At 70.9% G+C, this 21,584-nt stretch carries 20 protein-coding genes; 14 read left to right on the top strand and 6 right to left on the bottom strand.

Features of this window, described 5'->3' with window-relative positions:
* Positions 1 to 75 precede the first annotated feature (75 nt).
* Both steA and AB0B33_RS16325 read left to right on the top strand, forming a co-directional pair.
* A complete protein-coding gene (gene steA, locus AB0B33_RS16330; RefSeq protein ID WP_360771998.1) occupies positions 76 to 1,260 on the top strand; it encodes a putative cytokinetic ring protein SteA in 1,185 nt (394 codons plus the stop codon).
* Positions 1,257 to 2,207 carry a copper transporter gene (locus AB0B33_RS16325; RefSeq protein ID WP_360771996.1) on the top strand — a complete coding sequence of 317 codons (951 nt, stop codon included), beginning with the start codon at positions 1,257 to 1,259 and terminating at the stop codon, positions 2,205 to 2,207. Before steA ends, AB0B33_RS16325 begins: the two co-directional genes overlap by 4 nt.
* Before the next feature lie 26 nt (positions 2,208 to 2,233).
* On the opposite strand, the gene AB0B33_RS16320 is transcribed toward AB0B33_RS16325, so the two are convergent.
* From AB0B33_RS16320 to AB0B33_RS16305, 4 genes are all read right to left on the bottom strand, one after another.
* Complete coding sequence (locus AB0B33_RS16320) at positions 2,234 to 3,907, bottom strand: glycosyl hydrolase family 18 protein (RefSeq protein WP_360771993.1); 1,674 nt, start codon at positions 3,905 to 3,907, stop codon at positions 2,234 to 2,236.
* A 188-nt stretch (positions 3,908 to 4,095) separates the two neighbouring features.
* A complete protein-coding gene (locus AB0B33_RS16315) occupies positions 4,096 to 5,361 on the bottom strand; it encodes an alginate lyase family protein (protein ID WP_360771990.1) in 1,266 nt (421 codons plus the stop codon).
* A 92-nt stretch (positions 5,362 to 5,453) separates the two neighbouring features.
* Positions 5,454 to 6,161, bottom strand: a complete 708-nt coding sequence (locus AB0B33_RS16310) for an aspartate/glutamate racemase family protein (protein ID WP_360771987.1) — start codon at positions 6,159 to 6,161, stop codon at positions 5,454 to 5,456.
* Complete coding sequence (locus tag AB0B33_RS16305; RefSeq protein WP_360771984.1) at positions 6,158 to 7,579, bottom strand: NCS1 family nucleobase:cation symporter-1; 1,422 nt, start codon at positions 7,577 to 7,579, stop codon at positions 6,158 to 6,160. The genes AB0B33_RS16310 and AB0B33_RS16305 overlap by 4 nt, the downstream gene beginning before the upstream one ends.
* 138 nt (positions 7,580 to 7,717) lie before the next feature.
* Here AB0B33_RS16305 and AB0B33_RS16300 point away from each other — a divergent pair, with 138 nt between their 5' ends.
* The 4 genes from AB0B33_RS16300 to AB0B33_RS16285 all read left to right on the top strand — a co-directional run bounded on the left by AB0B33_RS16300 (position 7,718) and on the right by AB0B33_RS16285 (position 12,153).
* Positions 7,718 to 8,380: a GntR family transcriptional regulator gene (locus AB0B33_RS16300; RefSeq protein ID WP_247021564.1), complete on the top strand. Its 663-nt coding sequence runs from the start codon at positions 7,718 to 7,720 to the stop codon at positions 8,378 to 8,380.
* Positions 8,381 to 8,585: 205 nt separating this feature from the next.
* Positions 8,586 to 9,737 (top strand): acyltransferase, encoded by a 1,152-nt coding sequence (locus AB0B33_RS16295; protein WP_360771981.1) that lies wholly within the window; start codon positions 8,586 to 8,588, stop codon positions 9,735 to 9,737.
* An 89-nt stretch (positions 9,738 to 9,826) separates the two neighbouring features.
* On the top strand, positions 9,827 to 11,527 hold the full coding sequence (locus AB0B33_RS16290) for a CTP synthase (protein ID WP_360771978.1): 1,701 nt from the start codon (positions 9,827 to 9,829) through the stop codon (positions 11,525 to 11,527).
* Positions 11,524 to 12,153 carry an NUDIX hydrolase gene (locus tag AB0B33_RS16285; RefSeq protein ID WP_360771975.1) on the top strand — a complete coding sequence of 210 codons (630 nt, stop codon included), beginning with the start codon at positions 11,524 to 11,526 and terminating at the stop codon, positions 12,151 to 12,153. Before AB0B33_RS16290 ends, AB0B33_RS16285 begins: the two co-directional genes overlap by 4 nt.
* Before the next feature lie 21 nt (positions 12,154 to 12,174).
* Here the strand turns inward: AB0B33_RS16285 and AB0B33_RS16280 are convergent, their stop codons facing one another.
* Positions 12,175 to 12,675: a DUF1707 domain-containing protein gene (locus AB0B33_RS16280; RefSeq protein ID WP_360771972.1), complete on the bottom strand. Its 501-nt coding sequence runs from the start codon at positions 12,673 to 12,675 to the stop codon at positions 12,175 to 12,177.
* A gap of 92 nt (positions 12,676 to 12,767) precedes the next feature.
* Here AB0B33_RS16280 and xerD point away from each other — a divergent pair, with 92 nt between their 5' ends.
* The 6 genes from xerD (at position 12,768) to AB0B33_RS16250 (ending at position 17,718) form a co-directional block, all read left to right on the top strand.
* On the top strand, positions 12,768 to 13,670 hold the full coding sequence (gene xerD, locus AB0B33_RS16275) for a site-specific tyrosine recombinase XerD (RefSeq protein ID WP_360772042.1): 903 nt from the start codon (positions 12,768 to 12,770) through the stop codon (positions 13,668 to 13,670).
* Between the two features lie 147 nt (positions 13,671 to 13,817).
* Complete coding sequence (locus AB0B33_RS16270; RefSeq protein WP_247021572.1) at positions 13,818 to 14,795, top strand: ParA family protein; 978 nt, start codon at positions 13,818 to 13,820, stop codon at positions 14,793 to 14,795.
* Positions 14,792 to 15,205, top strand: a complete 414-nt coding sequence (locus AB0B33_RS16265; RefSeq protein ID WP_360771969.1) for a cobyrinic acid a,c-diamide synthase — start codon at positions 14,792 to 14,794, stop codon at positions 15,203 to 15,205. Before AB0B33_RS16270 ends, AB0B33_RS16265 begins: the two co-directional genes overlap by 4 nt.
* On the top strand, positions 15,205 to 16,107 hold the full coding sequence (locus tag AB0B33_RS16260) for a segregation/condensation protein A (protein ID WP_360771966.1): 903 nt from the start codon (positions 15,205 to 15,207) through the stop codon (positions 16,105 to 16,107). Before AB0B33_RS16265 ends, AB0B33_RS16260 begins: the two co-directional genes overlap by 1 nt.
* The gene (gene scpB, locus AB0B33_RS16255) at positions 16,104 to 16,979 is read left to right on the top strand and encodes an SMC-Scp complex subunit ScpB (protein WP_360771963.1); all 876 of its coding nucleotides are present in this window, start codon (positions 16,104 to 16,106) and stop codon (positions 16,977 to 16,979) included. The genes AB0B33_RS16260 and scpB overlap by 4 nt, the downstream gene beginning before the upstream one ends.
* Positions 16,966 to 17,718 (top strand): pseudouridine synthase, encoded by a 753-nt coding sequence (locus AB0B33_RS16250; RefSeq protein ID WP_247021580.1) that lies wholly within the window; start codon positions 16,966 to 16,968, stop codon positions 17,716 to 17,718. The genes scpB and AB0B33_RS16250 overlap by 14 nt, the downstream gene beginning before the upstream one ends.
* Here the strand turns inward: AB0B33_RS16250 and AB0B33_RS16245 are convergent.
* Positions 17,697 to 18,536, bottom strand: coding sequence for an SAM-dependent methyltransferase (locus tag AB0B33_RS16245; protein ID WP_360771961.1), 840 nt, complete (start codon positions 18,534 to 18,536; stop codon positions 17,697 to 17,699). The two genes, AB0B33_RS16250 and AB0B33_RS16245, sit on opposite strands and share 22 nt — an antisense overlap.
* A 67-nt stretch (positions 18,537 to 18,603) precedes the next feature.
* Between AB0B33_RS16245 and AB0B33_RS16240 the strand changes: the two genes are divergently transcribed.
* Both AB0B33_RS16240 and AB0B33_RS16235 read left to right on the top strand, forming a co-directional pair.
* Complete coding sequence (locus tag AB0B33_RS16240; RefSeq protein WP_360771958.1) at positions 18,604 to 20,445, top strand: Xaa-Pro dipeptidyl-peptidase; 1,842 nt, start codon at positions 18,604 to 18,606, stop codon at positions 20,443 to 20,445.
* Positions 20,446 to 20,494: 49 nt separating this feature from the next.
* A complete protein-coding gene (locus AB0B33_RS16235; protein ID WP_360771956.1) occupies positions 20,495 to 21,445 on the top strand; it encodes a GNAT family N-acetyltransferase in 951 nt (316 codons plus the stop codon).
* Positions 21,446 to 21,584 lie beyond the last annotated feature (139 nt).

Raw genomic sequence — 21,584 nt, 5'->3', positions numbered from 1 at the left:
GGTCACCACAACGGGTCACAGCGGCTACGGCGTGGCGTACCTCGTCCCACGAGCAAATTTGTCACCATCGGCCACATGAAGCTCACCGGCCTGCTCACGCGGAACCAAGAACCCCTCCCGGGGATCACCGGGGTCGCGCGGGTCGACCGCCGCACGCGGGAGCTCCTGCGCCGGCTCAGTCCGGGCGACATCGTCGTGCTCGACCAGCTGGACCTCGACCGCGCGACGGCCGACGCGCTGGTCGAGGCGGAGGTCGCCGGCGTGGTCAACGCGTCGCCGTCGATCTCCGGCCGGTTCCCGAACATGGGCCCGGAAATCCTCGTCGCGGCCGGCATCCCGCTCGTCGACTCGGTCGGCGGCGAGCTGCTGCGCACGATCAAGGACGGCACGAAGCTGCGGTTGCACGACGGCGTCGTGTTCGTCGGCGAGCGGCAGGTCGCGTCGGGCATCGAGCAGAGCGCCGACAGCGTCGCCGACCAGATGATCGAGGCCAAGGCCGGGATGTCGACGCAGCTCGAGGCGTTCTCGGCCAACACCATCGAGTTCCTGCGCCGCGAGCGCACGCTGATCCTCGACGGCGTCGGCGTGCCGGAGCTGAAGGTGTCGATCCGCGACCGGCACGTCCTCGTCGTGGCGGGCGGCAACGGGCACGCCGAAGACCTCAAGAAGCTCAAGAAGTACATCGCCGAGCACCGCCCGGTGCTGGTCGGCGTCGACGCCGGCGCGGACACCCTGCGCGTGCAGGGCTACAAGCCCGACGTCATGGTCGGCGACCCCACCGGCATCGGCACCGCCACGCTGCGCGGCGGCGGCGAGGTCGTGGTGCCCGCCGCGCCGGACGGGCACGCCCCCGGCGTCGAGCGGATCCAGGACCTCGGCATCGGCGCGGTGACGTTCCCCGCGTCCGGCAACGCCGAAGACCTCGCGCTGCTGCTGGCCGACGCGCACGGCGCGAGCCTGGTCGTCACCGTCGGGTTCCAGGCGACCCTGCGCGAATTCCTCGACCACGGCCGGTCCGGCTCGAACCCGTCGACGTTCCTGACCCGGCTGAAGCTCGGCACGAAGCTCGTGGACGGGAAGGCGGTGGCGACGCTGCACCGCAGCCGGGTGTCGATCGGCGCGGTGGTGCTGCTCGTGCTCGCCGCGGTCGTGGTGGTCGCCGCGGCCCTGCTGGTGTCCGACGTCGGCTCGGTCTACCTGGACTGGCTCCGGCACACCTGGAATTCGCTCGCTGCCTGGGTCAAGGGATTGTTCACGTGATTTCGCTGCGCTACCACGTCGTTTCCATCGCCGCCTGCTTCCTCGCGCTGGCCGTCGGCGTCGTGCTCGGCTCGACCGCGCTGAACGGCACGCTGCTGTCCGGGCTGGCGGGGGAGAAGAAGGACCTCGGCAGCCAGGTTTCCGACCTCGAGGCGCAGCGCAACGCGCTCAACGCCCGGCTCGCCGACGCCGACGCGTTCGCCGGCTCGATGGGCCCGAAGGTCGTCGCCGGCGCGCTGGACAAGCGGACCGTGGTGCTGGTGACCACCGACGACGCGCGCCCGGCCGACCGGGACGCGCTCAAGCAGCTGATCGGCCAGGCCGGCGCTACGGTGACCGGCGAGGTCCAGCTGACGCCGGCGTTCGCCGACCCCGACAAGGCCGACCAGCTCCGCGACGTCGTCACGCGGCTGCAGCCGGCCGGCTCGAAGTTCCCGACCGCGGGCGACTCCGGCACCCTCGCCGGCGCGCTGCTCGGTTCGGTGCTGCTGCTGGACAAGACCACCGCGAAGCCGCAGTCCTCGGGCGAGGAGCTCGCGGCCGCGGTCGGCGGGCTCACCGACGGCGGGTTCGTCAAGGCGGGCGGCGACGTCAAGCCGGCCCAGCTGGCGATCGTGCTGACCGGCGCCCAGTCGACCGGCGACGGCGCGGGCGACCGCGCGGCCACGATCGGCCGCTTCGCCACCCAGCTCGACCGCTCCGGCGCCGGCACGGTGCTCGCGGGCGACGCCGGTTCGGCCGAAGGTACCGGCGCGCTCGGCGTCGTCCGCGCGGACACGGCGTCGACGTCCATCCTGTCCACTGTGGACAACGTCGATTCCTCGGCCGGCCGGGTCAGCACGATCCTGGCCCTGAAGGAACAACTCGACGGTGGGGCCGGCCGGTACGGCATCGCCGGCAACGCCCAGGCCCCGGCGCCGGGGGTCACCAACCCCGCCGGCAACTGACCGCACGACCAGCCGCGGCAGACCCCTCAGCCGGCCAGCCAGAGGGCGGGGACGTTGGGCGGTTCCCAGCCCACCAGTGAGGTGTGGCCCTGGCGGCACGTGTACGTGATGCCGTTGTAAGTCACCTTCGCGCCGGTGGCGTACGCCGTGTTCGGGGCCCAGGCGGGGATCGACGGCGGTGTGGTGGGCGTGGTCGGCGGTGTGGTGGGCGTGGTCGGGGTCGTGGTGGTCGGAGTGGTAGGGGTGGTGGTCGGCGGGGGCGTCGAGCAGTTCGGCGTCGAAGCCGCGAGGCCGTTGACCACCGCGTGGAACAGCGTCGAGCCCGGGTCCAGGTCGTAGAGCGAGAACATCATCGCGCCGCCCAGGCCGGTGCAGTGGATGTAGTCCGTGCGGGCCTTGACCGACTGCGCCGACGAGCCGCCGTAGAAGCTGACGCCGTCGTAGAACCAGGCCGACTGCGTGACCGGGTCCCAGTACGTGTCCGCCGGGTTGTCGACGACGCCGGAGAGCTCCTTGTACATCGCGACGCCGGGGACGTTGCCGCTCGACGGGTGGCCGGGCGACGGGCCCGAAGCCGGCTGGTAGAGGCCGTGGTTCGAGCCGGCAGGCACGCCCGTCCAGCCGCGGTAGTAGAACGGGATGCCGAGTGTCAGCTTGGCCGCCGGGAAGCCGCCCGGGATGCCGTACGCGCCGTTGCCGTTCAGGTAGTCCTTGACCACCGAGTCGATCGTGTACTTCTCGGTGCCCGGCGGGATCGTGCCGGACGGGTCGTTCGGCGACGAGTACAGCGGGTCCTGGAAGTTCGTCGGGCCGGTCGCGTCCCACGCGCCGTGCATGTCGTAGGTCATCGCGTTGCCGAAGTCCAGGTACTGGCCGATCCGGTCTGTCTGGATCTTCGCGATCTTGTCCTGGCCGCCGGGCAGGGCGGCCGAGAGCGCGTAGTGCTTGCCGCCCAAGGCGTCCAGCTCGCGGCGGAACTCCGCCATCAGCGCGGTGTAGTTCGCCGTGTCGGCGGCGCTGTAGTGGTTGCCGAGGTGCCCGGTCGGCGAACCCGGGTACTCCCAGTCGATGTCGACGCCGTCGAAGATGCCCGCCGCGGTGCCCGGGCCGCCGTAGCCGCCGGACGCCGGGAGGTTGCCCTTGATGAACATGTCCAGGCACGAGCCGACGAACTTCTTGCGCGACGCGTCGGTCGCGGCGGCGTCGGAGAAGTACTTCGAGTACGTCCAGCCGCCGATCGACAGCAGCACCTTCAGGTTCGGGTGCTTGGCCTTGAGCTCCTGCAGCTGGTGGAAGTTGCCGGCGATCGGCTGGTTCCAGGTGTCGGCGGTGCCGTCGACGCTGATGTCGGAGCCGAACGTCTTCTGGTAGTCGGCGAACTGGTCCTCGGCGCCGTCGCCGGCGTTCGTGTCGTTCTCGCCGCCCGGGTCCGGCGTCGTCGCCTTCGTGGTTTCGAAGCAGGTGAGGTTGGCGGGGTCGATGTTCTCGAAGTCGTAGAGCAGGTAGTCGAGGTTGCCGGCGATCGCGTCGACGTTCTTCAGGTAGTAGGCGTTCTGGTAGATGGACCACTGGTCGTAGTAGGCGATGCGGACCCCGCCGGAGCCGGCGGCGGCCGCCGGGGGTGCGGCGGGGCCGGCGGCGGTGAACGCGCCGACGACGAGCGCGGCCGCGGCGGCGAACACGGCGGATCTTCGCTGCATGGGTGTCTCCTCGCGCAGGCGGACGGCCCTCTCCCGGGCCGCGACGGCGCGGGAGAGGGCGTCCACGACGGTTCCTTCACGAGCGGGTCCGGCCCCGGTCATGAATGTGCGCGCGCGGGCACCGAGTGTCAATGCTTTGGACTAGACCAATCAGGGAAACGGTGCGCTATGCGGTGTCGTGTCCGGATTTACTTCAGCGGCGGGTCCAGCGGGAAGCAGGAAACGCGCACCGGCCACGTGTCCCCGCCCGCGGGCAGCGGCATCTGCTTCACCGCCGCGGCCGCGTCGGTGTCGTGCGCTTCCTCGGCCGCCGCGTGGAAGATGTCCGCCGCGATCGACTGGTCGAACACGCCGATCTGCTGGTGCGGCCAGGCTTCCGCGCCGTGCAGGGCGCCCGGGATCAGCTGGTCGACGACCTTCCGCAGCGTGACGCCGTTCGAGGCCCGGTACTTCCAGACGTCGACGCCGAGGTTCTTGCCCACCTCGGCCATCCGTCCCCACGCCGTGAGGTTGAAGTTGACGTAATGCCACGACATCGTGCGCGAGAGCTCGAGCGGCTGGCTGCCGTCGGCGGCGAACTGCACCGGGAACCGCTTCTTCTCGGCGTCCAGAACGATCTTCCGAGCTGCGTCCTTCTGGCCCAGGTACGCCGAGATCGTCGCGTTCTGCATGTCGAGGAACGTGCCGTGGTTGTTGGTGGCGGCCAGTTCCAGCTTCGCCTGCGGGCTGGTCTGCATCCACGTCAGGTACTGGCCCAGCCACGCCTCGATCCCCGCGCGGTCCTGGCCGGTCCAGCCCGGCGCGCCGCCGTCGAGCAGCGCGAACGCGTCCATCAGCTGGCTGAACGACTGCGTCGAGTCGATGATCCCGGTGCCGCTGACCGTGTCCTTGCACGGGATGATCTGGGAGTACGTCATGTTCGGGTTCATCCGCGTCGCCGGGTCGAGGAACCACGTCCGGATGTCCAGCGCCGCCCGGTTCGCGTACTTCGCGTCGCCGGTGTAGTACCAGGCGAGCGAGAGGTGGTACATCGCGTCCCACGCCCACATCCGGTACGTGTGGTCGGTGATCGCGTCGGCCTCCGGGTTGCGCTGGCCGTCCTTGCTGACGTACGGGCAGCCCTGCGGGTTTTCCGGCGTCTTCGGCCGGCTCGCCCACCAGTAGGGCGCCTGGCTCGTGTAATCGTGCTTGCTCCCGCTCGGCGGCGCGGACGGCTTGTCCATGACCGACCACGGCCCGGCGGTCAGAGCCGTGTTCGCTTTGTCCAGCACGGCTTTCAGCGCGTCCCGCTGGGCTTGGGACGCGTGGCCGGTGCGGATCGCCTGCTTGATCGCGGCGAGCTTGACGCCGTCGGTGACGATCGTGTGGGGTGGCGCCGCGGCGGCCGCCGTCCCGCTGACCGGGACCAGGAGCAGGCTCGCGGAAACCGCCAGCGCGCCTAGGGCTTTTCGCACGTCGACCGCCTTCCGGGGACGTCGGAATCCCCATGTCGTCACCGGGCGGCGGTACGGCTGGGGAGGATTCTGACGTCCCCGTGCGGCGGGTGTCAATCGGGCCAGGTGCGGCGCTTGTCCAGCGGGCGCGCGTACGAACCCGCGCGGCTCGTCTTCAACCCCAGCGCCACCAGGGATTCCGCGAGCCGGACCGCGGCCGCGACGCCGTCGATGACCGGGATGTCCAGCATCGTCGCGATCTTCCGGTCCAGCCCGGTCATCCCGGCGCAGCCCAGCACGAGCACCTCCGCGCCGGCGTCCCGCGCGCGGCGGCCGGCGGTGAGCAACGCCGATTCCGTGCGGCGTTCGTCCGTCAGCTCCAGCACGCCCAGCCCGGTGCCGGTGACCGTGACGCAGTTCTGCGCGACGCCGGCGGCGTGCAGGCTGTCCTCGATCAGCCCGCACGTCCGGTCCAAAGTGGTCACCACGCCGTAGCGCCGGCCGAGCAGGCAGGCCAGGTGCGCGGCGGCTTCGGTGATGTCGACGACCGGGACGTCCAGCAGCTCGCGGGCGCCCTCGCGGCCGTGCTCGCCGAACCCGGCGAGCACGACGGCGTCGAACGGCTCGTCCAGGCCCCGCAACAGGTCCAGCACGGCCGCGGCGGACAGGAAGCTGTCCAGCCAGCCCTCGGCCGACTCCGGGCCCCAGCGCGGCGTCCTGGCGAGGATCTCGGTGCCGGGACTCGCGGCGGCGCGGGCCCCGGCTTCGATCTCCTTCGTCATCGCTTCGGTGGTGTTGCAGTTGGTGACGACGATCCTCATCGGTGCTTCCTCGAGACCGCGAAGTACAGCAGCGCCGACGACGCCGTGCCGATGAACCACGAGTACGGCGCGGCCGGGGCGAAGAACGGCACCAGCGCGATCACCGCCGCCAGCGCGGCGGTCGGGAAGAACGTCACCAGCGCACGCGGGTTCACCCGCGGGTAGATCCCGTCGGCGACGAAGAGCTGGGCGACGTCGACCTTGCCGCGCCGGATCAGGTAGTAGTCGACGATCATGATCCCGAACAGCGGGCCGAGGAACGCGCCGAGGCCGCCGAGGAAGTAGTTGACCACCGTCGGCGAGGAGTACAGCTTCCACGGCAGCACGCACAACGCGGCCACCGCGCTGATCAGCCCGCCGACGGTGAACGAGATCCGCTTCGGCCAGATGTTGGCCAGGTCGTAGGCGGGGGAGACGAAGTTGGCGACGATGTTGACGCCCATCGTGGCGATGGCGAAGGTCAGCGCGCCGACGATCAGCACCGGCGTGTTGTGCACCTTCGAGAGCAGCTCGGCCGGGTCGGTGATGGCCTCGCCGAACACCTGCATGCTGCCCGCGGTGACGATCACCGACAGCAGCGCGAACGCCGTCGAGTTGATCGGCAGGCCCCAGAAGTTGCCGCGCTTCACCGTCTTCTGGTCCGGGGCGTTGCGGGAGAAGTCGCAGAAGTTCAGCATCAGCGTGCCGTAGGTGGCCAGGATCAGGCCGGCGGCGCCGAACCACTGCCGGATCTGCTCGCCGGTCGAGAGCTGCTTCGGGCTGCTGGTCAGGGAAATGTGCCAGTTGCCCGCGGCGAGGATCCAGACGGCGAGCGCGATCATCACGACCCAGATCGCCGGGCCGCACCAGTCCTGGAACTTGCGCACCGACTCCATGCCGCGGGTGAGGATCAGCGCCTGGACCGCCCACAGCGCGACGAAGCAGATCCAGCCGAGCGCGTGCAGGCCGAGGAAACCGTGCTCGGTCAGCGGTTTCAGGCCCGGGTCGATGGCGAGCACGAGCAGCGTGATGGCGACGCTGGCGAGGTAGGTCTGGATGCCGTACCAGAAGATCGCGATGATCGCGCGGATCAGGGCGGGCAGGTTGGCGCCGAACGTGCCGAAGCTGATCCGCGCGACGACCGGGAACGGCACGCCGGTGCGCTGCCCGATCCGGCCCATCAGGTTCATGCCGGCGTAGATGATCACGAAGCCGAACAGGAGGGCGGTGAACACCTGCCAGGCCGAAAGGCCGAGCACGAACAGGCCGGCGGCGAAGGTGTAGTTGCCGAGGTTGTGCACGTCCGACATCCACAGGGCGAAGATGTCGTAGACCTTCCAGCGGCGGTCCTTCGCCGGGGCGAGGTCTTCGTTCCAGAGCCGGGGGTCCGGGGGTGGGCTCGTCTCTTGCTGGGATTCGGTGAGCGGGGCGGCGGTCATGCTTGCCTCCGATCGACGTGCAGCGACGGCGATTTGGGATACCAAAATTTGGCATCCCAAATATCACCCTCGGGTCCGCCGCCGTCAACCCTCCGGTCCGTAAACTCGTGTTACGAGCTTGTTGAAGAGAGGGGACCGGTGACGACGGCGAGCGAGCGGCAGCCCCTGGCGGCCACCCGCCAGCGGGTGCGCGACGAGCTGCGCGAACGGATCCTGACCGGCCGGCTCCGCCCGGGTGACCGGCTGGTCGAGCGCGAGCTGGCCGAGGACCTCGGCGTCTCCCGTGTGCCGGTCCGCGAGGCCATCCGCGCGCTCGAGGCCGAGGGGTTCCTCGTCGAGCAGTCGGCGCGCCGGATCGTCGTCCGGCAGCTGGCGCGCGTCGACGTCGAGGAGCTGTTCGACGTCCGGGAGGCGCTCGAAGGGCTGGCGGCCGGGCTGGCGGCGTCGCGCGCGGGTGCGGCGGAGCTGAAGCGCCTCGGCCGCGTCCTCGCCGACGCGGCCCGCGCGACGGCTCGCGGGGACGCCGCCCGGATCACCGTGCTCAACTCGCGCTTCCACGACGAGATCGTCGCCATCGCGGGCAACGCACTGCTCACCACGATGCTCCAGCCGCTGGAGGGCAGGCTCCGCTGGCTCACGAGCCAGAACGAGCACTGGGCCGACCTGCTCGACGAGCACCGGCGGCTGTACGAGGCGATCGCGTCGGGCGACGCCGAGCGGGCGAAGGCGTCCGCGGTCGAGCACGTGCGCGTCAACCGGGACGTCACGCTGCGCTCGCTCTTTCCGCAGGTCACAGCTTGATGACGAAGGTCACGCTGCGTACCGGAGAACTCACGCGTTAACATGATCGCCGGGAGATCGCTCCCTGAGTGGAAGTGGCATATCCGACACGCCCCAGGAGCCCGCTCAACAGGCGCTTCCCAGTGGCTTCATGGGAAATTCACAGAATGGGTGGCAAGTCTGACAACGTGAACCACGCCGACGACGGTGCCGGAACGGCGGCACGATGACGACTGCCCAGGCCACTCTCGAAGCCCCCGCCCGCCTCGCGAGACAGCGAGGGAAAGCGCCGTACCTGCACCAGATCGACCTCTTCCGGTTGATCACGTTCGCGTGCGTGATCCTCATCCACGTGGTCGGCGCCACGAACTTCGCGCAGGACGTCGGCGCCAACGCCGTCGAGACGCCGCTGCACTTCACCCGTGAGGCGTTCTTCGCGCTGACCGGCTTCGTGCTGGTGTTCCAGAACCGCGGCCGCGAGATCACCCCCGGCGACTTCTGGCGCAAGCGCCTGCCGCTGGTCGCGACGCCCTACCTGGCGTGGACGATGTTCTTCTGGGCCTTCTCGCTGGTCACCGGGACGCAGCAGCCGGACTCGCTCGAGGCGTCGATGCGCTTGCTGCTCAAGGACCTCGTCACCGGCGGTGCCTGGTACCACCTGTACTTCCTGCTCGTGACGATGCAGGTGTACCTGCTGTTCCCGGTGCTGATCAAGCTGCTGCGGGCGACCGCGGGCAAGCACAAGTGGCTGCTGCTCGGCAGCGGGGCCGTGCAGGTCGGCGTCACGCTGTTCATGACGTACCAGCCGTTCGGCGTGAGCTACGAGACGATCACGCACCTGTACGCCACGATCCTGCCGTACCAGTTCTACACGCTGTTCGGGGCCGTGGTGGCCTTCCACTTCGAGACCGTGCACGCCTGGGTCGGCCGGCACCGGCTGCTGCTCGGCGGCGCGCTCCTCGCCGTGCTCGGCGGCACCGAGTGGTACTACCTCCGCACCGTCCACAGTGGAACGTTCCCGCAGGTGGCCAGCGACCCGTTCCAGCCGTACCTGATCCCGTGGTTCCTCACGGTGATCGCGGCGATCTACGCGTTCACCACGTGGTGGGCCGCGCGCCGCCGTGAAGGCAGCCGGGGCGCCCGGGTGGTGTCGTGGGCGGCGAACCGGTCGTTCGGCATCTTTCTCGTCCACCCGCTCGCGCTGGCCCTGCTCGGGCCGGTGATCCCGCACGTGGCCGAGCGCTTCGGCGCGCCGTGGCTGAGCGCGGTCTTCTACCTCGCGACGATCGCGCTGACGATCGCCATGGTGGAGGTGCTCCGGCGGCTGCCCGGTAGCCGCGCGCTCACCGGCCGTCCCCGGCTGAAGGTCGCCGCCTGAGTAGCCCGACAGGGTGGTCAGGAGCACAAAAGACAGTTCGGGCATGTCACAACGAGCGGATCCGCAGGCTTGGGATATGCTGGCGGCCCGTGGGACTTCAGTCACGGGCTACCAAGTACGTTTTTGTCACCGGAGGCGTCGCCTCCTCTCTGGGTAAGGGACTCACGGCTTCGAGCCTGGGACAACTCCTTACCGCGCGCGGGCTTCGCGTCACGATGCAGAAGCTCGATCCGTACCTCAACGTCGACCCCGGGACGATGAACCCGTTCCAGCACGGTGAGGTCTTCGTCACCGACGACGGTGCGGAAACCGACCTCGACATCGGGCACTACGAGCGCTTCCTCGACCGCGACCTCGACGGCAAGGCCAACGTCACGACCGGTCAGGTCTACTCCGAGGTGATCGCCAAGGAGCGCCGCGGCGAATACCTCGGCGACACGGTGCAGGTCATCCCGCACATCACCGACGAGATCAAGGCCCGGATCACCGCGGCCGCCGAGCCGGACGAGTCCGGCCAGGCTCCCGACGTCGTCATCACCGAGGTGGGCGGCACGGTCGGCGACATCGAGTCGCTGCCGTTCCTGGAGGCGTGCCGCCAGGTCCGCCACGACGTCGGCCGCGACCACTGCTTCTTCCTGCACGTCTCGCTGGTGCCGTACCTGGCGCCCTCGGGCGAGCTGAAGACGAAGCCGACCCAGCACTCGGTCGCCGCGCTGCGCAACATCGGCATCCAGCCCGACGCGCTGGTCTGCCGGGCCGACCGGGAGATCCCCGAGGACCTCAAGCGCAAGATCGGCCTGATGTGCGACGTCGACACCGAGGCCGTCATCGCCTGCCCCGACGCGCGGTCGATCTACGACATCCCGAAGGTGCTGCACGGCGAGGCGCTCGACGCCTACGTCGTCCGCCGCCTCGGGCTGCCGTTCCGCGACGTCGACTGGACGGTGTGGGGCGACCTGCTCGACCGGGTGCACAACCCGAACGAGGTCGTGCGGGTCGCGGTCGTCGGCAAGTACATCGACCTGCCGGACGCCTACCTGTCGGTCACCGAGGCCCTGCGCGCGGGCGGGTTCGCCCACCGCGCCAAGGTCGAGATCGTCTGGGTCGCCTCCGACGACGCGCAGACCGCGTCCGGCGCGGCGTCGGTGCTGTCCGATGTGGACGGTGTGCTGATCCCGGGCGGGTTCGGCATCCGCGGCATCGAGGGCAAGGTCGGCGCGATCGAGTACGCCCGCACCCGCGGCGTGCCGCTGCTCGGCCTGTGCCTTGGCCTGCAGTGCATGGTCATCGAGGCCGCGCGGAACCTGGCCGGCATCGAGGACGCGGGCTCGTCGGAGTTCGACGAGAACACCGAGCACCCGGTGATCTCGACCATGGCCGACCAGCGCGACGTCGTCGCGGGGGAGCGGGACATGGGCGGCACCATGCGCCTGGGCGCCTACCCGGCGAAGCTCAAGCCGGGTTCGCAGGCCGCGAAGGCCTACGGCAGCACCGAGGTGTCCGAGCGGCACCGGCACCGCTACGAGGTGAACAACGCCTACCGCAAGCAGCTCTCGGACGCGGGCCTGGTCTTCTCCGGCACTTCCCCGGACGACCACCTCGTCGAGTTCGTCGAGCTGCCCGCCGAGGTGCACCCGTTCTTCGTCGGCACGCAGGCGCACCCCGAGCTCAAGAGCCGCCCGACCCGGCCGCACCCGCTGTTCAGCGCGTTCGTCAAGGCCGTGGTGGACCGCAAGGTCGCCGAGCGGCTCCCGGTCGAGCTGCCCGAGGCCCCGGTGGCGGCCCGGTGACCGCGCCCGGCGAGCACGAGTTCAGCGTCGCGGCCAGCCGCGACGTCCACATCGGCCGGGTCGTCGGCCTCCGGATCGACGAGGTCGTCATGCCCGGCGGCGACACCGCGACCCGCGAGGTGATCGAGCACCTCGGCGCGGTGGCGATCGTCGCGCTGGACGACGAGCAGCAGGTCACGCTCATCCACCAGTACCGGCACCCGATCGGGCACCGGCTCTGGGAGCTGCCGGCCGGCCTGATCGACCACCTCGGCGAGGACCCGGTCGGCACGGCGAAGCGCGAGCTCGTCGAGGAGGTCGGGCTGGCGGCTTCGGACTGGGTGACCCTGGTCGACGTCGCGGCGTCGCCCGGCTTCACCGACGAGGTCGTGCGGGTGTTCCTGGCCCGCGGACTGTCCGATGTGGAGCGTGACGTGCTCGGCGAGGAGGAGGCGGACCTGGTGATCCGCAAGTTCCCCCTCGCCGAGGCCGTGCGGATGGCCCTGGCGGGCGAGCTGGTCAACGGCGCCACGGTGTCCGGGGTGCTGGCCGCGCACGCGGTGCTCACCGGCGCGGGCGCGGCCCGGCCGGCGGACGCCCCGTGGGAAGACCGCCCGACGGCGTTCGCCGAGCGCAAGGAAGCCTGAGCTGCCCGGCTGCGCCCCGGTTCAGGGGCGCAGCCGGCGGCCTTCGGCGTCCGTGCCGCCGTTGACCAGCAGCACGATGCCGTCGATGATCGGCCACAGGATGCCGACCCCGGTGCAGAAGGTGGCGAAGAGCTGGGCGATGCCCAGGCCGGTCTGGCCGGTGTAGAACCGGCCGACGCCGAAGGGCAGCACGATCTGCAGCACCCCGGCCACCGTCTTCGACCGGTGCGAGTACACCGCGGGCGGCGGCCCGTACGGCATCGCCACGGGCATCGAGGGCGGCGCGTACACCGGCACCGGCATCGGCATCGGTCCCGGTGGCGGCCCGAAGAAGCCCGGGTGCGGATGCGGCAGGTCGCGGAACAGCGGCCGCAGCTCGCCCAGCGTCGTCGCCGCGTAGGCGTCCGTCACCCGCGTCTCGTACTCGACCGGCGTGATGCGGCCCATGCCGAAGTGATCGGCGAGCAACCTCGCCGCCTCCTCACGCTCGGCGGTGCCGATGCGGAGTTCGTCGGACCCCATGGCTCCAAGGTAACCGAACGGGGTTTCTGCCGGGTCACGAGCGCCGCGCGGCCTAAGGTGACGGCGTGGCAGCCCCGGGCAGCACGGACGGCGTGATCGCCGCGTACCTCGACCACCTGGTCGTCGAACGCGGGACCGCGCGCAACACCCTGGACAGCTACGCCCGCGACCTGCGCCGGTACGCCGCGCACCTCGACGGCGCGGGCATCGGGAAGATCGCCGACGTCGCCCCGGCGCACGTGACGTCCTTCGGCGCCGCACTGCGCGAAGGCGACGAGGACCACAAGCCGCTGGCCGCGTCGTCGGCCGCGCGGGCCCTGGTCGCCGTGCGGGGCCTGCACAAGTTCGCCCACGCCGAGGGCCTCACCGAGCACAACCCGGCCCGCGAGGTCCGCCCGCCGACGCCGGCGAAGCGGCTGCCCAAGGCCCTGCCCGTCGACGACGTCCTCCGGCTGCTGGAGACCCCGCCGCCGGACGGCGAACGCCCGCTGCGCGACCGGGCGCTGCTGGAGCTGCTCTACTCGACCGGGGCCCGGATCTCCGAAGCGGTCGGCCTCGACCTCGACGACGTCGACGACGCCGAGCGCACGGTGCTGCTCGACGGCAAGGGCGGCAAGCAGCGGCTGGTCCCGATCGGGCGGCCCGCGCTCGCCGCGGTGCACGCCTACACCGTGCGCGCGCGGCCGGCGCTCGCCGCGCGCGGCCGGGGCACCGCGGCGCTGTTCCTCAACGCCCGCGGCAGCCGGCTCTCGCGGCAGAGCGCGTGGCAGGTCCTCAAGGACACCGCCGGCCGCGCCGGGATCGCGGCCGTCGTCTCGCCGCACACGCTCCGCCACTCCTTCGCCACGCATCTGCTCGAGGGCGGCGCCGACGTCCGCGTCGTCCAGGAACTGCTCGGCCACGCCTCGGTGACGACGACGCAGGTGTACACGCTGGTCACGGTCAACACCCTGCGCGAGGTGTACGCCACGGCGCACCCGCGGGCGTTGGGCTAGACGGCCCTATAGAGCGCGAACAGCCTTCATACGCTGGACCGACGGTCGAGTGACATTGCCCCGTCGAGTCCGGCGCGTTGCTTTGCCGGGGCTCCGACTCCGCGCATAGGCTGCGGCGGACGCTGACGAACAAGGAGCTTTCGCGCCATGTCGACACCGAACCAGCCGGCCGCAACGGCCGAGTCCGCCGGGTCGGCGGCGGCGAACCTCAGCCAGGTCACCATCGCCACGCCCGCGATCCACGAAGGCGACGAACCGCAGCAGCCGGAACGCAACGGCAAGAAGGTCAAGCTCGAGGGTATCGGGCCGACCGGCCGCCCGATCCGCGAGCACCCCGATCCGGCGCCGCTGGACCGGCACGGCCCGGCCAAGATCATGGCGATGTGCAACCAGAAGGGCGGCGTCGGCAAGACGACGTCGACCATCAACCTGGGTGCCGCCCTCGCCGAGTACGGCCGCAAGGTGCTCCTCGTCGACTTCGACCCGCAGGGCGCGCTCGCCGTCGGCCTCGGCATCCAGCCGCACGAACTGGACCACACGGTCTACAACGCCATCATGGAGCGGTCGGTCAGTGCCACCGACGTGCTCATGAAAACCCGCGTGGACGGCGTTGACCTGCTGCCGAGCAACATCGACCTGTCCGCGGCGGAGGTCCAGCTCGTCGCTGAGGTAGGGCGCGAGCACACGTTGTTACGGGTCCTGCGTCCGGTCATGAACGACTACGACTATGTTCTTGTGGACTGCCAGCCCTCGCTCGGCCTGCTCACGGTGAACGCGCTGACCGCCGCGGACGGCGTGATCATCCCGCTGGAGTGCGAGTTCTTCAGTCTGCGAGGCGTCGCCCTCCTGATCGACACCATCGAGAAGGTCCAGGAACGCCTCAACCCCAAACTGGACATAGTCGGGATTCTCGCCACCATGTACGACCCGAGAACCCTGCATTCGAAGGAGGTCATGGCTCGCGTGGTGGAGGCATTCGGCGAGACCGTGTTCGACACGGTCATCAACCGCACGGTGCGGTTCCCCGAGACGACGGTCGCGGGTGAGCCGATCACGACCTGGGCGCCCAAGTCGGCCGGCGCGGCGGCGTACCGCCAGCTGGCCCGCGAGGTGATCGCTCGGTGAGCAGGCGCGCTTCCCTGCCCGGAGCGTCGGAACTCTTCAGGATCACCTCCAGTCCCGCCCTCGATCTCCCGCCCCAGGCGCCGCCCGCGCCCGTCGAGCCCGCCGAGAAGGCCAAGCCCGCGGGCAACGGCCGGACCGAACAGCTGGCCCGCAGCGCGGCCCCGCACGGGTCGGGACGGACGAAGCACGACGCGAAGATCACGGTGTACGTCTCCGGCGACGAGCTCGTGGCCATGGAGCAGGCCCGGTTGACGCTGCGCGCCAAGCACGAGCTGGTCGTCGACCGCGGCCGGCTGGTCCGCGAGGCGGTGGCGGTGCTGCTGGCCGACTTCGACGCCAACGGCGAAGAGTCGGTGCTGGTGCAACGGCTGCGGGTGGTCGGCTCAGACGGCGGCGAAACCGAGGGCTGATGGACGAGCCGGCACCGGCTCCGGAGGAACAGGTCCCCGAAGAGCACCAGACGGTGCACGGCGGGATGATCCCCGAAGGCGTCAACACCGAAGAACTGAGCACGTCGAAGTTCAAGGTGCGGCTGGCCAACTTCGAAGGGCCGTTCGACCTGCTGCTGCAGCTCATCTCGCAGCACCAGCTCGACGTCACCGAGGTGGCGCTGCACCGGGTCACCGACGACTTCATCGCCTACACGCGCGCGCTGGGCGCCGACTGGAACCTCGACGAGACGACGGAGTTCCTGGTCATCGCGGCCACCCTGCTCGACCTCAAGGCGGCGCGGCTGCTGCCTTCGGCCGAGGTGGAGAACGAGGACGACCTCGCCCTGCTCGAGGCCCGTGACCTGCTGTTCGCGCGGATCCTGCAGTACCGCGCGTACAAGCAGGTGGCGGCGCTGTTCGGCGAGCTGGAACAGGGCGCGCTGCGGCGCTACCCGCGGTCGGTGGCGCTGGAGGACCGGTTCGTCGGGTTGCTGCCCGAGGTGATGCTGGGGGTGACGCCGGACAAGTTCGCCGAGATCGCGGTCGCGGTGTTCAAGCCGAAGCCGCCGCCGACGGTGTCGATCGCCCACATCCACATGGGCCGCATCTCGGTGCGCGAGCACGCGGCGATCCTGCGGGTGATGCTGGCCGAGCGCGGCCAGGCGACGTTCGGCGAACTGGTCGACGACTGCGACCACACGGTGGAGGTCGTCGCGCGCTTCCTGGCGCTGCTGGAGCTCTACCGCGAGGCGACGGTTCAGTTCGAGCAGAGCGAGGCACTGGCCGAACTGCACGTCCGCTGGACGGGCGGTTCCAGGGAAGAAGCCTCCGCGGCGGCCGAGCTGGACCGCGCCGCCGGAGACGAAGAGGAGTACGGGTGAACCCCGAGAACGACGAAGTGGCCGAAGCACCGGCGCCGGACGAGCCGGTGGTGGACGAGGCCGCGGCGGAGCTGGCACTGGACGAGGCCCTGTCCGGCGAGCCGGTGGACGAGGACGGGTCGCCGCTGGAACCCGTCGCCGAGGTGACCACCCCCGAGCCCGCACTTTCACGTGAAAGTGCGGATCCCGAGCGCGCACTTTCACGTGAAAGTGCGGATCCCGAGGGGGAGTTTTCACGGGAAAGCGATGCGGCCGAGGGGGAGCCGGGGCCCGATGATCCCGAGTCCGACCTGGTCGCCAGCGGGGACATCAGCCTGCTGCCGGACGTCGACTCCGACGAGGCCCTGGAAGCCGCGCTCGAGTCGCTGCTGCTCGTCGTCGACTCGCCGGCCAGTGAGGAACTGCTCGCCGAAACGCTCGAGCAGCCGAAGGCGCGGATCGTCGTCGCGCTGCGCACCATGGCGCAGAAGTTCACCGACCGGACGTCCGGGATCGACCTGCGGCGCGTCGGCGAAGGGTGGCGGTTCTACACTAGGGATGTCTACGCCCCGTTCGTGGAGAAGCTCCTGCTGGACGGCCAGCGGTCGAAGCTGACCCGGGCCGCGCTGGAGAGCCTCGCCGTGATCGCGTACCGGCAACCGGTGACCCGGGCCAGGGTCGCCGCGGTGCGCGGCGTGAACGTGGACGGCGTGATCCGGACGCTGCTCGCGCGCGGCCTCATCGAAGAGATGGGGACCGACCCCGACACGACCGGCACGCTGTACGTGACGACCGAGCTGTTCCTGGAGCGACTGGGGCTGTCGTCACTGAACGACCTGCCCGCCATCGCTCCGTTGCTACCCGAAGTGGACACCATCGATGACATCCAGTGAACACCCCGACGGCATCCGCCTGCAGAAGGTGCTGTCGCAGGCCGGGGTCGCCTCCCGGCGCGCGGCGGAAGACCTGATCGCGGCCGGGCGGGTCGAGGTGGACGGCGAGGTCGTCACCGAGCTGGGCCGCCGGGTGCACCCGGACGAGGCGGTCATCCACGTCGACGGCACCCGCGTGAACCTGCGCGACGACCTGATCTACCTCGCGCTGAACAAGCCCAAGGGCGTCCACTCGACGATGTCGGACGACCGCGGCCGCCCGTGCGTCGGCGACTACCTCGCCGGCCGGTACGAGGAGACCCCCGGCGTCGTGCACGTCGGCCGGCTCGACGAGAACACCGAGGGCCTGCTGCTGCTGACCAACGACGGTGACCTCGGCCACCGGCTGATGCACCCGTCCTACCGGGTGCTCAAGACCTACCTCGCCGAGGTCGACGGCCTCGTGCCGCGCGGGCTCGGCAAGGAGCTGCGCAACGGCTGGGAGCTGCCTGACGGCATCATCAAGGTCGACCAGTTCCGGGTGAAGGACATGCACTCCGGCAAGTCGCTGGTGGAGCTGGTCATCCACGAGGGCAAGAAGCACATCGTGCGCCGCCTGCTCAAGGACACCGGCCACCCGGTGCTCAAGCTGGTCCGCACGGCGGTCGGCGACGTCCAGCTCGGCAACCAGCGCGTCGGCTCGATCCGGCGGCTGACGAAGGGCGAGGTCGGGGCGCTCTACCGCAACGTCGAGCTCTGATCTCGTACGGCGGTGACGAAGCCGCCGGCGGTCGCGTCGTCGTCCGACGGCCGGCCGTGGGCGGCGGCCAGCTCGGCGCGGGTGACCGTCGACGGCGCCCAGCCGTGGGCGGCCAGCCACTCCGGTGCCCGGCCGCCGAGCCCGCCCCGCCACAGCGAGGTGACGTGCTCGCCGCCCGCGGCGGCCTTCGCGCGGGCGATCAGGCTGTCCGGCGGCGTGCCCGGCCGGTGCTCGAACGCGATCCGGCTGCCCGGCGCGGACAGCTCACCGACGGTGGTCAGCAGCCGCTCGGCCTCCTCGGGCGTCAGGTACATCAGCAGGCCTTCGGCGAGCCACGCGGTCGGCGCGGCCGGGTCGAACCCGGCGCCGCGCAGCCGGGTCGCCCAGTCTTCCCGCAGGTCCGCGGGCACGACGACGCGTTCGCACGAAGGCTCGGCGTCCTGCTCGTCGAGCACGTCGTCCTTGAAGGCCAGCACTTCCGGCAGGTCCAGCTCGAACAGCCGGGTGCCGGCCGGCCAGGTCAGCCGGAACGCCCGCGTGTCCAGCCCGGCCGCGAGCAGCACGACCTGCGTGCAGTCGCTGCCGAGCAGGTGGTCGTCGTAGAAGCGGGTGCGGATCACGACCTGCGGGTAGAACAGCGCGCCGAGGCCGGCCTGCGGTCCGCTGGGCGACGCGTCCGGTAGCGCGGAGCGGCCCGCTTCGAAGAACGCGGCCGCGTACGGGTCGTCGAACAGGCGGTCCGGGCGGCGGCTCTCGGCGGCGCGCAACGCAGCGACGCCGACCGCGGTGCGGCTCACGGCGGGCAGGGACTCCGTCACGACCGCCAACGTACCCCCGACTTTCCGCCGTGGTGCGCGCGTTCCCCGGCTCGCTAGCGTGACGGGCATGCGACTCGGAGTGGTGTGCGGAATCCTCGCGGTGCTCCTGTCCGGCGCGGTGGCCCCGGCGGACGCGGCTCCCGCGGGGAGCGAGCCGGTCTACGACTACGCGTCGGCGATCCGGGAGACGGTCTGGGTCGACATCGGCCACGACGGCGACGGTGACGGCCGGTCCGACCGCGTCGCCGCGGACATCGTGCGCCCGAGCGGCGCGACCTCGCGGGTGCCGGTGATCATGGACGCCAGCCCGTACTACTCGTGCTGCGGGCGCGGCAACGAGAGCGAGCTCAAGTCCTACGACAGCGCCGGCAAGCCGGTGAAGTTCCCGCTGTTCTACGACAACTACTTCGTGCCCCGCGGCTACGCGGTGGTGCTCGTCGACCTGGCCGGGACCAACCGCTCGGCGGGCTGCGCGGACGTCGGCGGCGCTTCGGATGTCGACTCGGCGCGCAAGGTCGTCGACTGGCTCAACGGCCGCGCGACCGGCTACAGCGCGAAGACCGGCGGCAGCGCCGTGACCGCGGGCTGGAGCACCGGGAACGTCGGGATGATCGGGAAGTCCTACGACGGCACGATCGCCAACGGCGTCGCGGCGACCGGCGTGGCCGGGCTGAAGACCATCGTGCCGATCTCGGCGATCAGCTCCTGGTACGACTACTACCGCTCCGACGGCGCGACGTTCGGCTTCAACCCGGACGGGCTGGCCCAGACGGTCGAAGCGCGCAACAGCGGGCAGAACTGCGCGGCGCAGAACCAGGTGCTCCGGCAGGGCGCCACGGCCAACGGCGACTACGGGCCGCTGTGGGCGGACCGCGACTACGTCCGGACCGCGGGCAACGTGCGTGCCAGCGTGCTGCTTTCCCACGGCGTCAACGACCTCAACGTCAAGACCATCCACTTCGGACAGTGGTGGGCCGGGCTGAACGTCGAGAAGAAGATCTGGCTGTCGCAGACCGGGCACGTCGACCCGTTCGACTACCGGCGCGCGGACTGGGTCGACCTGCTGCACCGGTGGTTCGACCACTACCTGCTCGGCATCGACAACGGCGTCCAGAACGGGCCGCAGGCGAGCGTCGAGCGGCAGCCGGACCAGTGGGTGGACCAGAGCGCGTACCCGGCGGCGAACGCGGTGGCCACGACGTTGCGGCCGCACACCGGCGGCACGCTCGGCACTTCGGCGGCGTCCGGGACGGCGTCCTTCACCGACAACCCGAACCTGGGCGAGGACACCTGGGTGACGAACCCGGGCAGCGCCGCGCTGACCTACTCGACCGGGGCGCTGCCGTCGGACGTCCAGGTGTCCGGGACCACGACGCTGACCGTGACGGCGACGCCGAGCACGTCGTCGGCGCGGCTGTCGGCGCTGCTCGTCGACCTCGGCCCGGCGACGATCCGCAACTTCGCCGGCAGCGGCGAGGGGATCAAGACGGGGACGGCGGAGAACTGCTGGGGCTCGTCGGCGACCGGGGACGACGCCTGCTACCGGATCGCGTCGGCGGACGTGAAGAAGGTCAGCTACACGATCCTGAGCCGGGGCTGGGCGGACCTCGCGAACTACGCTTCCCTTTCCCAGGAACGGGTGCTGACCCCGGGCACGGCGTACGCGATGACGTTCCGGCTGGCCTCGACCGACCACGTCGTGCCGCGCGGGCACGCGCTGGCGCTGATCATCGGCGGCACGGACGGCAGCTTCGTCCGCGGCCCCGCCCAGCCGGGCCGGGTGACCCTGGACCTGGCCCGGACGTCGGCGTCGGTCCCGCTGGCCGGCGTCGTCCCGGCGGCGACCACGCACCCGGCCCCGGCCGGCGGCGAGCACGTGCCGTCGGCGGCCCGGGCGGACCTGCGGTAGCCGGGAAACCCGCGCGACAGCGCGGTTCCGCCGTGGCTACGGTCGGCGGATGCGCGAACTCACGTGGCGGCCGCTCGTGCCCGCGGACGCCCAGGCGTCGGCCGACCTGCTCAACGCCATCGAGGCCGTGGACCGGATCGGGGAGAACTACACCGCGGAGGACACGCGCCAGGAGCTGATCGACCCGTACGCGGACCTCGAGCGGGCGAGCCTCGCCGCGTTCGACGGCGAGACGCTGGTGGGCTACATGAAGGTCCGCCACAAGGCGTCCGCGACGGAGGTCCACCGGGTCTTCCTGGACGGCGGCGTGCACCCCGCGTACCGCCGCCACGGCATCGGGACGGCGTTGCTCGAAGCGGGCGTGGCGGCGGCGAAGGTGGTGCACGCCCGGCACCACCCGGGGTTGCGGCTGGTGGTCGACGTGCACAAGGCCGAGCACATCGCCGGAGTCCCGGAACTCGTGCGGTCCCGGGGTTTTGCGCCTGCCCGGTACTTCCAGCGGATGGAGCACGCGCTTTCGGGCGTGACCGGCGTCGTCGTGCCGGGGCTGCGGATCGAGGCGTGGTCGCCGTCGGCCGACGAGGACTTCCGCTCGGTGCGGAACGAGGCCTATCGGGACTTCTGGGGTGCCGCGCCGATGCCGGTGGACCAGTGGCGGAACAAGATCGTCAACCAGACGTTCCGGCCGGAGATCAGTTTCCTGGCGCGGCACGCCGGCGTCGCGGTGGGCGTACTGGTGACGATGTCGTGGGAGGCCGACACGGCGGCGACCGGCGTTCGCGACGCGCACTTCATGGTCGTGGGGACGCTGCGGGAGTTCCGGCGGCGGGGCGTGGCGGGCGCGTTGCTGGCCCACGCGCTGCGGGCCGCGGCGGGGTCGGGGTACGACCGGGCGAGCTTGAACGTCGACTCGGCCGATCCGGCCGGGGTGTCCGGGGTTTTCGTGAAGGCGGGTTTTACGGCGAAGCAGCGGTACGTGCGCTGGGCGCTCGAGGTCTGACTTCGGCCGCGCCGGCTATGTGCTTCACCATGACGCCGTCGGCGAAGAGCAGGCCGCGCATGTTCCGGACCTCGATCGGTCCGGCGATCACCGCGCAAGGACTTGCGTTGCGCGGCGATCGCCGCCGCGACCTGATCTT

The sequence above is a fragment of the Amycolatopsis sp. NPDC049159 genome (genome assembly GCF_040648295.1).
In the GTDB taxonomy this organism is placed as follows: Bacteria; Actinomycetota; Actinomycetes; order Mycobacteriales; family Pseudonocardiaceae; genus Amycolatopsis; species Amycolatopsis pretoriensis_A.
This window is presented reverse-complemented; position numbering and strand designations above follow the sequence as displayed.

Coding starts and splice junctions, on each gene's coding strand:
- AB0B33_RS16250 (WP_247021580.1), top strand. CDS start 16,966: ATGACATCCAGTGAACACCCCGACGGCATCCGCCTGCAGAAGGTGCTG.
- AB0B33_RS16320 (WP_360771993.1), bottom strand. CDS start 3,907: ATGCAGCGAAGATCCGCCGTGTTCGCCGCCGCGGCCGCGCTCGTCGTC.
- steA (WP_360771998.1), top strand. CDS start 76: ATGAAGCTCACCGGCCTGCTCACGCGGAACCAAGAACCCCTCCCGGGG.
- AB0B33_RS16270 (WP_247021572.1), top strand. CDS start 13,818: ATGTCGACACCGAACCAGCCGGCCGCAACGGCCGAGTCCGCCGGGTCG.
- AB0B33_RS16310 (WP_360771987.1), bottom strand. CDS start 6,161: ATGAGGATCGTCGTCACCAACTGCAACACCACCGAAGCGATGACGAAG.
- AB0B33_RS16235 (WP_360771956.1), top strand. CDS start 20,495: ATGCGCGAACTCACGTGGCGGCCGCTCGTGCCCGCGGACGCCCAGGCG.
- AB0B33_RS16305 (WP_360771984.1), bottom strand. CDS start 7,579: ATGACCGCCGCCCCGCTCACCGAATCCCAGCAAGAGACGAGCCCACCC.
- AB0B33_RS16240 (WP_360771958.1), top strand. CDS start 18,604: ATGCGACTCGGAGTGGTGTGCGGAATCCTCGCGGTGCTCCTGTCCGGC.
- AB0B33_RS16295 (WP_360771981.1), top strand. CDS start 8,586: ATGACGACTGCCCAGGCCACTCTCGAAGCCCCCGCCCGCCTCGCGAGA.
- AB0B33_RS16280 (WP_360771972.1), bottom strand. CDS start 12,675: ATGGGGTCCGACGAACTCCGCATCGGCACCGCCGAGCGTGAGGAGGCG.
- AB0B33_RS16260 (WP_360771966.1), top strand. CDS start 15,205: ATGGACGAGCCGGCACCGGCTCCGGAGGAACAGGTCCCCGAAGAGCAC.